The organism is Pseudomonas sp. LG1E9, assembly GCF_003290225.1.
Lineage (GTDB): Bacteria > Pseudomonadota > Gammaproteobacteria > Pseudomonadales > Pseudomonadaceae > Aquipseudomonas > Aquipseudomonas cyclaminis.
Window position 1 is genome coordinate 2,570,216 of record NZ_CP029983.1, and the last position, 13,041, is coordinate 2,583,256.

The 13,041-nt window shown below is 58.9% G+C and carries 15 protein-coding genes; 8 read left to right on the forward strand and 7 right to left on the reverse strand.

From position 1 onward, the window contains the following. Nucleotides 1-7: 7 nt before the first annotated feature. Nucleotides 8-733, reverse strand: coding sequence for an ABC transporter permease (locus tag DNK50_RS12085; protein ID WP_112194227.1), 726 nt, complete (start codon nucleotides 731-733; stop codon nucleotides 8-10). Continuing rightward, nucleotides 730-1,656, reverse strand: coding sequence for an ATP-binding cassette domain-containing protein (locus tag DNK50_RS12090; protein ID WP_099586824.1), 927 nt, complete (start codon nucleotides 1,654-1,656; stop codon nucleotides 730-732). The genes DNK50_RS12085 and DNK50_RS12090 overlap by 4 nt, the downstream gene beginning before the upstream one ends. A 210-nt stretch (nucleotides 1,657-1,866) precedes the next feature. Between DNK50_RS12090 and DNK50_RS12095 the strand changes: the two genes are divergently transcribed. Both DNK50_RS12095 and greB read left to right on the forward strand, forming a co-directional pair. Continuing rightward, nucleotides 1,867-2,853 (forward strand): hypothetical protein, encoded by a 987-nt coding sequence (locus tag DNK50_RS12095; protein ID WP_112194229.1) that lies wholly within the window; start codon nucleotides 1,867-1,869, stop codon nucleotides 2,851-2,853. A 112-nt stretch (nucleotides 2,854-2,965) separates the two neighbouring features. Beyond that, nucleotides 2,966-3,439: a transcription elongation factor GreB gene (gene greB, locus DNK50_RS12100; RefSeq protein WP_112194231.1), complete on the forward strand. Its 474-nt coding sequence runs from the start codon at nucleotides 2,966-2,968 to the stop codon at nucleotides 3,437-3,439. Between the two features lie 45 nt (nucleotides 3,440-3,484). Here greB and DNK50_RS12105 read toward each other — a convergent pair whose 3' ends face one another. After that, on the reverse strand, nucleotides 3,485-5,995 hold the full coding sequence (locus tag DNK50_RS12105; RefSeq protein ID WP_112194233.1) for an ABC transporter permease: 2,511 nt from the start codon (nucleotides 5,993-5,995) through the stop codon (nucleotides 3,485-3,487). Then, entirely contained in the window at nucleotides 5,995-6,678 is a 684-nt protein-coding gene (locus DNK50_RS12110; RefSeq protein WP_005786391.1) for an ABC transporter ATP-binding protein, read from the reverse strand. Before DNK50_RS12110 ends, DNK50_RS12105 begins: the two co-directional genes overlap by 1 nt. A gap of 10 nt (nucleotides 6,679-6,688) precedes the next feature. Here DNK50_RS12110 and DNK50_RS12115 point away from each other — a divergent pair, with 10 nt between their 5' ends. The 3 genes from DNK50_RS12115 (at nucleotide 6,689) to DNK50_RS12125 (ending at nucleotide 8,701) form a co-directional block, all read left to right on the forward strand. Beyond that, on the forward strand, nucleotides 6,689-7,294 hold the full coding sequence (locus tag DNK50_RS12115) for an arylesterase (protein WP_162633374.1): 606 nt from the start codon (nucleotides 6,689-6,691) through the stop codon (nucleotides 7,292-7,294). Nucleotides 7,295-7,352: 58 nt separating this feature from the next. Beyond that, the gene (locus DNK50_RS12120; RefSeq protein WP_003172705.1) at nucleotides 7,353-7,646 is read left to right on the forward strand and encodes a hypothetical protein; all 294 of its coding nucleotides are present in this window, start codon (nucleotides 7,353-7,355) and stop codon (nucleotides 7,644-7,646) included. 86 nt (nucleotides 7,647-7,732) lie between these two features. After that, nucleotides 7,733-8,701 (forward strand): L,D-transpeptidase family protein, encoded by a 969-nt coding sequence (locus DNK50_RS12125; RefSeq protein ID WP_099586820.1) that lies wholly within the window; start codon nucleotides 7,733-7,735, stop codon nucleotides 8,699-8,701. 153 nt (nucleotides 8,702-8,854) lie between these two features. Here the strand turns inward: DNK50_RS12125 and oprI are convergent, their stop codons facing one another. Beyond that, a complete protein-coding gene (gene oprI / locus DNK50_RS12130) occupies nucleotides 8,855-9,106 on the reverse strand; it encodes an outer membrane lipoprotei OprI (protein ID WP_003172710.1) in 252 nt (83 codons plus the stop codon). Nucleotides 9,107-9,718: 612 nt separating this feature from the next. On the opposite strand from oprI, the gene DNK50_RS12135 reads away from it, so the two are divergent. Then, nucleotides 9,719-10,000 carry a GNAT family N-acetyltransferase gene (locus DNK50_RS12135; protein ID WP_064451529.1) on the forward strand — a complete coding sequence of 94 codons (282 nt, stop codon included), beginning with the start codon at nucleotides 9,719-9,721 and terminating at the stop codon, nucleotides 9,998-10,000. 63 nt (nucleotides 10,001-10,063) lie between these two features. Here the strand turns inward: DNK50_RS12135 and DNK50_RS12140 are convergent, their stop codons facing one another. Both DNK50_RS12140 and DNK50_RS12145 read right to left on the reverse strand, forming a co-directional pair. After that, complete coding sequence (locus DNK50_RS12140) at nucleotides 10,064-11,140, reverse strand: 3-deoxy-7-phosphoheptulonate synthase (protein ID WP_032888996.1); 1,077 nt, start codon at nucleotides 11,138-11,140, stop codon at nucleotides 10,064-10,066. A 131-nt stretch (nucleotides 11,141-11,271) separates the two neighbouring features. Next, complete coding sequence (locus DNK50_RS12145) at nucleotides 11,272-11,706, reverse strand: pilus assembly protein PilZ (protein WP_099586819.1); 435 nt, start codon at nucleotides 11,704-11,706, stop codon at nucleotides 11,272-11,274. Between DNK50_RS12145 and DNK50_RS12150 the strand changes: the two genes are divergently transcribed. Both DNK50_RS12150 and DNK50_RS12155 read left to right on the forward strand, forming a co-directional pair. Beyond that, nucleotides 11,705-12,091, forward strand: a complete 387-nt coding sequence (locus DNK50_RS12150) for a thioredoxin (RefSeq protein ID WP_112194237.1) — start codon at nucleotides 11,705-11,707, stop codon at nucleotides 12,089-12,091. The two genes, DNK50_RS12145 and DNK50_RS12150, sit on opposite strands and share 2 nt — an antisense overlap. After that, on the forward strand, nucleotides 12,088-13,041 hold the full coding sequence (locus tag DNK50_RS12155) for a putative 2-dehydropantoate 2-reductase (protein ID WP_099586817.1): 954 nt from the start codon (nucleotides 12,088-12,090) through the stop codon (nucleotides 13,039-13,041). The genes DNK50_RS12150 and DNK50_RS12155 overlap by 4 nt, the downstream gene beginning before the upstream one ends.

Genomic DNA, 13,041 nt, shown 5'->3' on the forward strand with positions numbered 1-13,041 from the left:
TTCCTTCTCAGCTGTGCTTGTAGTTGAGGGTTACTGTCGTCGCTGCTAGAAAGGTCAGGATTGTGCTGATGAAGTAAAGCGTGTCGCGAAGCGCGAGTTTTCCATTGTCGATCGCGCTGTACCTTGAAAAAGGGTTGAGCGAGACCAGGCTGTCTACCGCCCAGATCGGGGCCTGATGCTCAAGTGCATCGAGTAAATAAGAAAGGCCGCTGACGACGAGCAGCAAGGCCACTGTCAGTATGAACAGGGCGGTGCGCTGACGTACTAGTGTGAACATGAAACAACCGACCGATAAATAACTCCCTGCCAACAGCCAGCTCGACACAAATTGTGAGGCAATAACGCTGTTGTCTGCCTTGCCCAAGTAGTTGGCAATGATGACGAGGGGGAATGTCAACATCAGGGCTATGCCTACCACGACCCAGGCGGCCAGGAACTTTCCGACTACCCATTCAAATGGTGTGATCGGCAATGTTTTCATCAGGTCTAGAAATCCTGAGTTGGACTCGTCCGACCAGAGTTGCGCCGCCAGTAGGGGGATCAATAACAAATAGAGCCAGGGGTGTAACTGGAAGAAAATCTGCAAGTGGCTGTTGTCTTGTGCCGGCCACGGGCTCATGTGCAACCCCAATGTCACGGACGTTACTGAAAAGATGGCGACACTCACGTAGGTGCCGGGTGTGCTGGCGTAGTGAGCGAACTGACGCTTGAAAATGGCGGACAGCAGTTTCAAAGAGAGGCCTCTCGGCTCAGATGGTGAACCACATCGCTTATGCGACCAGGCTCTAGATTCAGTGAGTTGATTTTCCAGCGGCGATTGGCAATGAGCGTGTTGATGTGCGGGTAGATGGTATGTCCTGGCATGGCCAGGACGGTCACCGTGCCAGGGGCATGCCGATGCTCCTCGATGCCCGCGACCCCAGGCAGCACAGCGAGGGCGAGCAAGTCCAAGGGCATGTCTGAAGCCAGGGTCACGGCTTGGAAATGGCGGGAGTCGCTTTGTAAATCCGGCATGGGGGTATCGGTTACCAAGCGATCGCCTGCGATAACCAGCGCGCGCGTACAGAACTCGGACAATTCATCGCAATGGCGGGACGCAACGATCACCGTCATGTCTTGCGTCAATGACTGTATGAGCACCCTGAGTTTGTGTTTCTGGTCAGGCGTTAATCCCTCGGTAGGTTCATCCAGCAATAGCAAGGCCGGTGCATGCAGGATGGCCTGGGCAATCGCGACTTTGCGCTTTAATCCAGTAGAAAGAACATCAAGGGAGGCGTTGAGTACTGGCAATAATTCCAGTTGTGTAGCGACTTGTTCTACCCGTGCGCGTTTTTCATTGCCACGGAGTCCGCGAAGGGTGGCCATATAGTCGAGGAACTCTTTAACCGACATCGTAGGATGACTGAGGCACCTCTGGCGTTGGTAACCAATGATTTTTTTTGTTTTAAGTGGATGGGCTTTAGTGTTGAGGTTTTGAATAAGTATATGTCCGCTGGACGGTGCGCTCGAACCCGAAATCAAATCGAGTAGTGCGGTTTTAACTGTAGGATCTTTCCCGAACAGTCCCAGGCATTCCTGTTTGTTTGCGCTAAATGAGAAATCGCTGATTATTTTTTTCTTGTTTGAATGTTTTGTCAGGTTGATTATTTCTATCATTTATTTTAATGCGACTTATAAGTGGGGTTGAAAAAGGGTACGAGTAATAGCTGTTTTTGGGAACGTCGATCAGCCTTAATAAGGAAAGTCCTACGTGCGTGCCGAGTAAATCGCTGGAACAATTGTTTTGTGCTTTTTGAGCCTTTGATGTCGAGGGTTTATCTGAAGGTTATAGAGACTTTCCGAATTTTGTAATGAGGCCTGATTACCATGATGCTTCTACGTACCCTTGTTCTTGAACGCGACGGTCAGGATGCTCCGGTCAACGGTGCATTGCTCTGTGGGTTTGCTGTAGGTCAGATTGCCTCCAACTTCCTTGTTTATAGCCTGGATGAAGAGGTGGAACCGGCGAGTTCCAGGGTGTATATCGCGGCCTTGCGCAAAAAACTTGATCGGTATTTTTTGGGCGGTGTTGAATCCAAGGAAGACCTGCAAGTGGCAATGCATGTGTTCAAGCAGATTCTCATATCAGCGGCATCGGGGGCCAAGGCGGGTGCTGTTACCGAAACCCAGGTGCCTTACCATTTCGTCGATTTGAAAGGCTGCAAGCTGCCACCCGCCAGGCCCGAGGAACATCACTCGGTGATCATCAAGAAGGCGTTGGTGATGAAAGTCATTACTCTGGGTATGTCTGCTCCGGTGATGCCGGCAATCGAAAGCGCTTCATTAATCGTGCCCTCCATTCGCTTCTCATCGAAAATGAGTGCGCCTACCAGGGGTGTAAATCCGGTTGAGCCTCCCCGGCTGCCGATTCATGAGCCTACGGTGGAAGAGCCGCGACAGGCCCCCGTCGAGATGCCCATGACCATGGTGCCGGCAGAGCCTGTTGTCCCGAATGTGCCAGACGTCCCGGAGCAGCCGAAGCATCTGGCTCCACTGTCCCAGAGTACTTTGTTCGAAGTGGACAGTACGCTGACCAACCTTGCTCGCGTCGCTCAGGAACTGACCCAACAAAAACTTGCTGCCATCGAACGGGAAACGGCGCTTGATCAATGGCAGGCCCGATTGCAGCAAGAGCAACGTCAACTGGATGAAAGGGGCCGGGAATTGGAACAGCGCATCACACAACTGCATGACCAGTCGTTGGCTGTCAGCCAGCGGACCGAAGTCCTGAAGGCGATGACCTCGCAAGTGTCAGGCTTGCGCCAGAGTTTGCGCGGTATGCTGCTTGAACTGGATCAGGCCATGGATGGTTAGACTGGCCTGGCTACTTTCCCGGGTTCATTTATTATCAGTGCCAGCCAACCGAAGCCGGGTGTGATTGCCTGGTCTATCGGCACCTGTGGACATTGCCTGGGGATGCAAGCGTTTGAGTACCAAGCTGATTACCAAAGAAGGTCATGAAGCGCTGAAGAAAGAGCTGGATTATCTGTGGCGCGAGAAGCGCCCGGATACCACGCGCAAGGTGACGTGGGCCGCCTCTCTGGGGGATCGCAGCGAGAATGCCGACTACCAGTACAACAAGAAGCTGCTACGCGAAATCGACCGACGTGTGCGCTACTTGCGCAAGCGCCTGGAAGACCTGCGCGTGGTGGAGTACATGCCCGAGCAGGAAGGGAAGGTCTTTTTTGGCGCGTGGGTGGATATTGAAAACGAGCAGGGCGAGACCAAGCGTTTTCGCATCGTTGGCTATGACGAGATTTACGATCGGATGGATTACATATCCATTGACTCACCGATGGCTCGTGCCTTGTTGCGCAAGGAAGTCGACGATGAGGCCATCGTGCAGACGCCAGGTGGTGAAGTGTGTTGGTGGATCACTGCAATTGAATATGTGAAGTAGGCAATGATGGCCCGGATTCGTTAAAGAGTGCGGGCCATCGGCGTTTCAGCCTTCGCGCAATACCGTCAGCGGGCTGGCATTCAACGCGCGGCGTGTGCCGAATACACCGGCGGCACCGATCAGTACGGCGCCGATTACCGGGAGTAGCAACAACCACGGGTGCGGGTGCCAGGCCAGGTCGAAGGCATAACGGTACAGCACCCGCGTCACCAGTTCGGTGCCCAGTGCTGCCAGCAAGCCACTGACGGCGCCTAGTAAGCCAAACTCGATACGCCGCGCCTTGACCAGCAACTTGCGCTCAGCGCCCAACGCCCGCAGCAGTGCGCCTTGGCGGATGCGCTCGTCCAAAGTGGCCTGTAGGCCCGAGAACAACACGGCCATTCCCGCAGCCAGCACAAACAACAGCACGTATTCCACCGCGAGGGTCACTTGGGCGAGGATGCTGCGCAACTGCTCCAGCAGAGCCTCGACCTGCAGGATCGTCACCGCCGGAAAGGCTCGCGACAGATCGACGATCTGTTGGTCATGCCCTGGCGCGAGGTAGAAGCTGGTCAGGTAGGTGGCAGGCAGGTCCTTCAAGGTCCCCGGCTGGAAAATCATGAAGAAGTTCGGCTGGAAGTTATCCCAGTTGATGGTTCGCAGGCTGGTGACCCGCGCTTCACGATTCTCCCCGGCGATGGTGAACACCAGGTGATCGTCCAGCTTGAGCTTGAGGCTTTCTGCGACCTTGGCCTCTACCGACACACCCGGTATCTCATCAGTCGGTTGTTGTGACCACCACGAACCTGAGGTCAGGGCATTGCCAGGCGGCAGGTCGGCGGCCCAAGTCAGGCTCAGGTCGCGTTGTACTGCGCGGTCGCCGCTGGAGTCCTTGCTGACAATGTCCTGCACCGGCTCGCCGTTGATACTGATCAGCCGCCCCGGCACCACAGGGTAAAGTGGCGCGGATTGGGCCTGCACTTCCAGCAGGCGGGCGCCAAAGGCGTCCTTGTCGGCCGGCAGGATGTTCAGCGCGAAATAGTTGGGCGCATCCTTGGGCAACTGGTTTTGCCAGGTATCGAGCAATTCGCCACGCAGCAAGGCGATCAAGCCCATGGACAATAGGATCAAGCCAAACGCCAGTGACTGGCCGGCAGCTGCCAATGGGTGGCGCAGCAGTTGGCCCAGGCCCAATCTCCAGGGCAGGGAGGCACGAGCCAGAAGACGCCGCAGGCTTTGCAACAGCAGCAGAAGCAAGCCGCCAAGGACCAGCGCCGCCACCACGCCGCCGCCCAGCAGGGCGAAGGTCAGCACCAGGTCCAGGCTCAGGCGCCACATGATCAGGCCGAGGGCAAACAGCGCAGCGCCATAGACCATCCAGGTGCTGGACGGGATGGGCAGCAGGTCGCGCCGCAATACGCGCAGCGGCGGTACGCGCCCGAGTGCGGCCAGCGGTGGTAGGGCAAAACCCGCGAGCGCGACCAGCCCGGTGCCGATCCCGGCAACGGCCGGCAGCAGTCCGCCGGGGGGCACATCTGCCGGCAGCAAGTCGTGCAGGAAATAGAACAGGCCAAACTGCGCCAGCCAGCCAAGCAGGGCGCCGGCCAGGCTCGCCAGTAAACCCAGCACCGTCAGTTGCAGGCTGAACAGCAACATGGCTTCGCGTCGTGACAATCCCAGGCAGCGCAGCAGTGCACTGGCGTCGAAGCGTCGGGTGGCAAAGCGGTTGGCCGATAAGGCGACGGCCACGCCAGCCAGCAGCACGGCGACCAGGCTGGCCATGTTCAGATAGCGCTCGGCCTTGCCCAGGGCGCCGCCAATCTGCTGGTTCCCGTCCCGTGAGTCCTGCAGGCGCTGGTTGGCGGCCAGGCCCGGCTTGAGCAGGTCACGATAGGTTTGCAGCGCTGTGCTGCCCTGAGGCCCGCGCCACAGTTCACGGTAGCTGACGCGGCTGCCGGGCTGGACCACGCCGGTGGCATCCAGGTCCGCCAGGTTGATCATCACCCTCGGCGTGAGGCTGTAGAAGTTGCCGGCGCGATCCGGTTCGTAGGTGAGCACGCGGGCCAGGCGCAGGGTTTTCATGCCGACATCGACGCTGTCGCCGACCTTGAGATCCAATGCCGTCAGCAGTCGCGCCTCGACCCAGGCTTCACCGGGTTTGGGGCCGCCGCCTGGGGTTTCATCGCCAAAGGGCACGGCCGCGCTCTTCAGTTCGCCTCGCAACGGGTATTGCTCGTTGACCGCCTTGATGCTGGAGAGCTGGATACCGTTATCGGTGGCGATAACACTGGAGAACTCTACGACGCGAGCGTGATCCAGGCCCAGCTCGGTCCCGGAGCGGATTTGCTCGGTGCGGGCAGGTGAGCTTCCTTCCAGCACCAGGTCGGCGCCAAGGAACTCGGTGGCACGCAGCATCATGGCGCCGTTGAGGCGGGCGCCGAAATAACCGATAGCGGTACTGGCGGCCACAGCCACCAGCAGGGCGAAGAACAACACGCGCAATTCGCCGGCGCGGGCATCGCGCAGTAATTGGCGCATGGCCAGGCTGAACAGGCGCAACAGCGGCATACGTGCCATCAAGGCTCCAGTGGCGCGACCATCAGGCCGGCTTCAAGGCGGATCAGGCGTCGGCAACGGTGGGCCAGGCGCTCGTCGTGAGTGACGAGCACCAGGGTCGTGCCGCTCTCTTTATTGAGTTCGAACAGCAGGTCGCTGATGCGCTCGCCGGTGTGGCTGTCGAGATTGCCGGTGGGTTCGTCGGCAAACAGCACGTCCGGTTCGGCGGCAAAGGCACGGGCAATGGCTACCCGTTGCTGCTCACCACCGGAGAGTTGTCGCGGCGAGTGGGTCAGGCGTTGGCCGAGGCCCACGCGCTCCAGCAGGTGTCTGGCGCGCTCGCGGGCATCTTTGCGGCCATCCAGCTCCAACGGCAGCATGACGTTCTCCAGCGCATTGAGGCTGTCGAGCAGTTGGAAAGACTGGAATACAAAGCCCACATGTTCGGCGCGGATACGCGCACGCTGGTCTTCGTCGAGGGTGCTGAGGGCTTGCCCGGCGAGGGTGACTTCGCCGCTGCTGGGCAGGTCGAGGCCGGCCAGCAGGCCAAGGAGGGTGGATTTGCCGGAGCCGGAACTGCCGACGATAGCGAGGCTATCGCCCTTGTTCAGTTCCAGGCTCAGTTCGTGCAGGATAGTCAGTTCACCTTCCGCGCTGGGAACCACTTTGCTAAGGTTCCGCGCGGTGAGAATGCTTGCGCCCATGGAGAATCCGATGCGAATGTGGTTTTTGAGTGCTGGCCTGGCCTTGATGTGCATGGTCCAGAACGCAGCGGCGGGTACAGTCCTGATCGTTGGCGATAGTATCAGTGCCGGTTTCGGCCTGGATACACGCAAAGGGTGGGTTGCCTTGCTGGAGCAACGGCTCAAGAAGGAAGGTTTCGACGATAAAGTGGTCAACGCGTCCATCAGTGGCGATACCAGTGCTGGAGGCCTCGCGCGGCTGCCGGCGGCGCTTGCAGAGCATAAGCCTGACGTAGTGGTTATCGAATTGGGTGGCAATGACGGCCTTCGTGGCCAGCCCCCTGCGCAATTGCAACAAAATCTTGCTTCGATGATCGAGAAGTCCCAGGACAGCGGCGCCAAGGTGCTGTTGCTGGGCATGCAGATTCCGCCCAACTACGGGAAGCGTTATGTCGATGCCTTCGCGAAGGTATTCGGCGATGTCGCCGAGCAAAAAAAGGTGCCTTTGGTGCCGTTTTTCCTTGAAGGCGTCGGCGGCCATCCGGAGTTGATGCAGGCGGACGGGCTGCACCCGGCGGTCGCTGCCCAGGGCAAGTTGCTGGAAAATGTCTGGCCGACGCTAAAACCGCTGCTATGACGCTTTTCTACCGGCAGGCTTTCGGCTAAGGTGGCGCCCCCCCGATCTGGAGCCCCCGATGTCGCGTCCTGCCTGGTCCCTGTTTAACTACCAACTGATCGAGCCGGACGAGCAGTTGGATCTGTTCGCCTGCCAGGAAGTGCGGGTGCATCTGGTGACGCGTCAGCTGGAACTGGGCGGCTCCATCGATCGCACGCTGTGCGGTACCTTGCTGCCAGCGCAACCTCGCTGGTCGCTGGTCGATCGCTCGATTTTCCAGGATCAGCGCCTGTGCCCCTTGTGCCGAGCCATTCTTGAGTCCCAGAAGCGCGGCACGCCGCCCATCTGGCCGGAGCTGCGTTTCGAGCTCTAGGAGCCGCTACACGCTTGCAGCTAGAAGCTCACATCACGTATACAATCGATTTTTACCTACCCGTCGTTCTGCGAAGGATTTTCCGGATGTTGTCGCGCCTCTCCGTCGTCACCTGCTGCCTGTCTCTCGCTGCGTTCTGTGCGGCGGGCTCTGCATCCGCTTTGCAGCTGCCCTTGCCACCACCGGGTGAAGATATCGTCGGTCAGGTCCAGGTAATCAAGGCCAAGTACGAAGACACCTTCGCCGACCTGGGCACCACGTACGACCTGGGCTATTCGGAAATGGTCGCGGCCAACCCGGGTATCGATGCCTGGTTGCCGGGGGCGGGCACCGAGATCGTGCTGCCGACACGGTTTATCCTGCCGCCGGGGCCTCGCGAGGGCATCGTTATCAACCTGGCGGAATACCGGCTCTATTATTTCCCCAAGGGCCAAAACGTGGTCTACACCTTCCCGTTAGGGATTGGCCGTGAAGGCTGGGGCTCGCCGATTGCCCATACCAGCATCATCGCCAAGACGCCTAACCCGACCTGGACGCCGCCGGCCTCGATCAAGGCCGAACACGCTGCCAACGGTGATCCATTGCCGAACGTGGTGCCTGCCGGCCCGGATAACCCGTTGGGCCCGTTCAAGTTCACCCTGGGCACACCGGGTTACCTGATCCACGGCTCAAACATGAAGTTCGGCATCGGCACACGTACCAGTCACGGTTGCTTCCGCATGTTCAACAATAATGTGCTGGAGATGGCTGGCATGGTGCCGGTGGGCACTTCGGTGCGCATCATCAACGATGCCTACAAGTTCGGCAGCAGCGGCGGCAAGGTTTATCTGGAAGCGCATACACCGTTGAACGATGACGGAACGCCATCGGTTGTCGACAAACACACGGCGGTGATCAACGCCTTGCTCAAGCGTGAAGACCTGGCCAACCAGTTGCGGGTGAACTGGGATCAGGTACGCGACGTGGTCGCGGCGGAAGATGGCCTGCCGACCGAGATCGGTGTGCCGGGTGGCGCACCTGTGGCCTCCAGCGCGCCAATCGATCTTCAGCAGTAAAACGTGTGGGAGGGGGCTTGCTCCCGATGTGGTGGTTCAGTAACGGATGCGTTTACTGAGACACCGCCATCGGCAGCAAGCCCCCTCCCACATTCAGGCAATAAAAAAGCCGACCCATAAATGGATCGGCTTGATAACAACCCCGAGGGATTATTACTTGCGGCTAGCTTTTTCAAGCATGCGCAGAGCGCGCTCGTTAGCTTCGTCAGCAGTCTGTTGTGCTTTTTGAGCAGCAGCCAGAGCTTCATCAGCTTTACGGTAGGCTTCGTCTGCACGGGCCTGGGAGCGAGCTGCTGCGTCTTCAGTTGCAGTCAGACGAGCTTCGGTTTCTTTGGAGACGCTGCTGCAACCGGTAGCCAGAACTGCGGCCAGAGCCAGAGCAGAGAATTTCAGAACGTTGTTCATCGTGTTCCCCTTCAAGGACTTTCTATTAAATGGCTACTTTCTCAGAGTGAGCAAATAGCCGGCGTACATACTACCCATTACTTGTAGTAAGTAAACTGACGTAGCGCAAGAAGCAAAAAAAATTCTCGCGCCGAATCTATTTTGGCTAATCTTTTGGAGGTTTGTATAAAAACCATCCAGATTTTTTCATTTGGGTGAAGATTGGATCCAGGCTGAAAGGGCCGGCCTGCATGCGTTAAGCTTTGCAAACAGGTGGGGATTTATATATCCGCGCCGACACTTACGTTGCGTTTGGCGTTGCTTGGCCGGGTATCTTTTACGCATGTAGAGGTGACTTTAAGAGCGCCTGTTCGTCTCAAGGTTCAACTGCCGGCAATGTTCAGGCTTTCGACCAGTGTTTGGTCGAGGCCCTTTCTATATCCACCAGCGGCAGGGAATGACGAGTGCGCCTTGAGCAATTGCAGGATTGGTGCCTACTATTCCCTACGTGCTGGTTGTGAGCGCTCAAGGTTTTCTCGTTGTCGAAACCGGCACGGGGTGGCGTAGATGTTCCTTCGCCGGAAAAACATCGGTAAGGTAGGGGTCAGAATTCAAGACCCGCGAGGAGTAGTGATGAGCGAGGCGTTGTCCATCCACCATGACCAGGCTGGTCATCAGTTCGAGACCAATGTGGACGGTCATCGTGCCTATCTGACCTATATGGACCTCGGTAAGCAGACCCTGGATATCTATCGGACCTTCGTGCCCAACGCACTGCGGGGCCGTGGTATTGCGGCGGCGCTGACCGAAGAGGCCCTGAAGTTCGCCGAAGACGCTGGCTACACGGTGATCCCGTCCTGCTCCTATGTGGAACGCTACATGGAGCGCCACCAGCGCCATGCCGCGAAGCTCTGAGCGATCAGCAGACAATAAAAAACGCCGGGTTTAGCCCGGCGTTTTTGTGTGCGCAATTGAGGTTCAGGTGCGTTTGCGTGTTGGCAATACGTCCTTGAGCTTGGCGTGCATGCTGCGCAGGGTATTTTCGGTGGCGGCCCAGTCGATGCAGGCATCGGTGATCGACACGCCGTACTGCAAGTCGGCCAGGTCTTTTGGAATGGCCTGGCAACCCCAGTTCAAATGGCTCTCGACCATCAGGCCGATGATCGACTGGTTGCCTTCGAGGATCTGGTTGGCAACGTTTTCCATCACCAACGGCTGCAGGGCCGGATCCTTGTTGGAGTTGGCGTGGCTGCAATCGACCATGATGTTCGGCTTGATCTTGGCCTTGTTCAGCGCTTGCTCGCACAACGCAACGCTGACCGAATCATAGTTGGGCTTGCCGTTGCCGCCGCGCAGCACCACGTGACCATAGGCATTGCCCTTGGTGGTCACGATGGAAACGCCGCCTTCCTGGTTGATGCCCAGGAACCGGTGAGGGCTGGAGACCGATTGCAGCGCGTTGATCGCCACGGTCAGGCCGCCGTCGGTGCCGTTCTTGAAGCCCACGGCCGAGGACAGGCCGGACGCCATTTCGCGGTGGGTCTGGGACTCGGTGGTACGCGCGCCGATGGCCGACCAACTGATCAGGTCCTGCAGGTACTGCGGGGAGATCGGGTCCAGTGCTTCGGTAGCGGTGGGCAGGCCCATTTCAGCCAGGTCCAGCAGCAACTGGCGACCGATGTGCAAGCCATCCTGGATCTTGAACGAGTCGTCCAGGTACGGGTCGTTGATCAAGCCTTTCCAGCCGACGGTGGTACGCGGCTTCTCGAAATAGACGCGCATGACCAGGTACAAGGTGTCGGACACTTCTGCCGCCAGCACTTTGAGGCGCTCAGCGTATTCGTGGGCGGCCTTGAGGTCGTGGATCGAGCATGGGCCGATCACCACAAAGAGGCGGTGGTCGGTGCCGTCGAGAATCTCACGGATGACTTCGCGGCCCTTGGTGACGGTCTGCAGGGCAGCGTCGCTCAGGGGGATTTCGCGCTTGAGCTGATCGGGCGTGATCAGCGTCTCGTTGGATTCGACGTTTAGGTCATTGATCGGTAAATCAGCCATCGTGTTACTCGTCAGGGTCACGGGTGCCGGCCGCCAGCCATCCCCGTGCGGCGGAGCACAGCATGATTTGGATGCAGGGGGGAGGAACCTTAGCGCGTAACACGGGCCCGCGACAATGGGCAAAGCCCGCTTTAATCCAGTGCTGGCTGCACAAACGCCTCATGGGAGAACTCGCCTGCATGGCGCGACACCCACTCCCGGGCCAGGGCTTCGATCTGCTCGGGCGTCGGTTCGGCATCTTCGTGCTGGCGGCAGTAGCGCTCTATCCGGCATGCTTGCTCGCCCATGCGTGCGCCAAACAATGCATGTTCATCGGTAAATGAGATACCCACGCGGTAGCCGTTTTCCACTTTGCGACACCATGCTATGTAGCCTGGATATCGGGCGGTGGCGCCCAGGGAAGGGATGCGCAAGTCAACCGCCGTGCCCTGGCGCCAGGCGCGCGGCCAGTTGCAGGCAATGCCACCCAGGCCGTGAGTGAGCAGGCGTTGGCGCGGTATGGCGGGAGAGGGGCGTTGGATTAACTCGACAGCGACATCATCAGGGTGAGGTAAAAAACGACCCATGTACACGGACTCCGAGCACCGTCCTGTAGACGGCGGTGGCAGCAGTATAGTGAACGAACTGGAATTGACCGACCTGGATATTGACCAGCAATTGCTGGGATTGCCAGGAGTTTCGCTCGTGGTGTTCACCAGCGTAGGATGCTCCAGTTGCCGTTGGGCGCGCCAGCAGTTGCCCGGTTGGCAGCTGCCGGTGGACCGCGTGTGCTGGGTAGATGCCGGGCATAACGGCGGCGCGGTCGAACGCTACCAGATCTTTCATTTGCCCGCGTTGTTCGTGGTGTGCGAGGGTCAGTTCCTCGGGCAATTACAGACACGTCTTACACGTTCTGACCTTGCCAGCGCTGTAAAACAAGCGCTTACCCGTATTCCTGAGGACTTGCCATGACAGCTCAATCGCCACGCATCGGTATTATCGGCACCGGCGCCATTGGTGGTTTCTATGGTGTGATGCTGGCGCGTGCCGGATTCGATGTGCACTTCCTGTTGCGCAGCGAGTACGCGGTGGTCAGCCAGCATGGCCTGCGTGTCAACAGCCACGTGCATGGCCAACTGCACTTGCAGCCGGTGCAGGCGTATGCAAGCGCTGCCGATATGCCACCCTGCGACTGGCTGCTGGTGGGCACCAAGTCCACGGGTAACGTGGAGCTTGCGCCGACGCTCGCCCAGGTCGCCGCGCCGGATGCCAAGGTGGTGTTGCTGCAGAACGGCCTGGACGTCGAGGACAGCCTGCGCGAACACCTGCCGCCGTCACTGCATTTGCTGGGTGGGCTGTGCTACATCGGTGTGCACCGCTCGGGCCCCGGTATTGTCGAGCATCAGGCGCTGGGGCGCGTCAACCTGGGCTATCACAGCGGTTCGGCGGCCAACGACGAACCCCTTCAAAAGACCATCGTCGAGGCCGGTGCCGCCTTGTTTCACCAGGCCGGCATCGAATCCCAGGCCATGGCCAATGTGCATCAGGCGCGCTGGCACAAGCTGGTGTGGAACGTGCCCTTCAACGGCCTCTCTGTCTTGCTGGGCAGCGGCACCACAGCGTTGATGGCGGACGAATCCAGCCGCGAACTGATCCAGGCGCTGATGGCCGAAGTGGTGCAGGGCGCGCACGCCTGCGGCCATGAGATTCCCGCCAGTTACGCGGGGCAGATGTTCACCATGACTGAATCCATGGACGACTACCTGCCGAGCATGTATCACGACCACGTGCACAAACGTCCGCTGGAACTGGCAGCGATCTACGCGCGCCCGCTGGCCGCTGCCAAGGCCGCCGGCTGCGAGTTGCCGCGAATGCAGGCGCTGTACCAGGCCTTGAGCTTTATTGATCGGCATAACCGCTGA

Bases quoted from the DNA above. Each gene is read 5' to 3' on its own strand.
- DNK50_RS12110 (WP_005786391.1), bottom strand. From the start codon at position 6,678: ATGGGCGCAAGCATTCTCACCGCGCGGAACCTTAGCAAAGTGGTTCCC.
- DNK50_RS12135 (WP_064451529.1), top strand. From the start codon at position 9,719: ATGAGCGAGGCGTTGTCCATCCACCATGACCAGGCTGGTCATCAGTTC.
- DNK50_RS12155 (WP_099586817.1), top strand. From the start codon at position 12,088: ATGACAGCTCAATCGCCACGCATCGGTATTATCGGCACCGGCGCCATT.
- DNK50_RS12120 (WP_003172705.1), top strand. From the start codon at position 7,353: ATGTCGCGTCCTGCCTGGTCCCTGTTTAACTACCAACTGATCGAGCCG.
- DNK50_RS12140 (WP_032888996.1), bottom strand. From the start codon at position 11,140: ATGGCTGATTTACCGATCAATGACCTAAACGTCGAATCCAACGAGACG.
- DNK50_RS12115 (WP_162633374.1), top strand. From the start codon at position 6,689: ATGCGAATGTGGTTTTTGAGTGCTGGCCTGGCCTTGATGTGCATGGTC.
- DNK50_RS12150 (WP_112194237.1), top strand. From the start codon at position 11,705: ATGTACACGGACTCCGAGCACCGTCCTGTAGACGGCGGTGGCAGCAGT.
- DNK50_RS12105 (WP_112194233.1), bottom strand. From the start codon at position 5,995: ATGGCACGTATGCCGCTGTTGCGCCTGTTCAGCCTGGCCATGCGCCAA.
- DNK50_RS12090 (WP_099586824.1), bottom strand. From the start codon at position 1,656: ATGATAGAAATAATCAACCTGACAAAACATTCAAACAAGAAAAAAATA.
- oprI (WP_003172710.1), bottom strand. From the start codon at position 9,106: ATGAACAACGTTCTGAAATTCTCTGCTCTGGCTCTGGCCGCAGTTCTG.
- DNK50_RS12095 (WP_112194229.1), top strand. From the start codon at position 1,867: ATGATGCTTCTACGTACCCTTGTTCTTGAACGCGACGGTCAGGATGCT.
- DNK50_RS12125 (WP_099586820.1), top strand. From the start codon at position 7,733: ATGTTGTCGCGCCTCTCCGTCGTCACCTGCTGCCTGTCTCTCGCTGCG.
- DNK50_RS12145 (WP_099586819.1), bottom strand. From the start codon at position 11,706: ATGGGTCGTTTTTTACCTCACCCTGATGATGTCGCTGTCGAGTTAATC.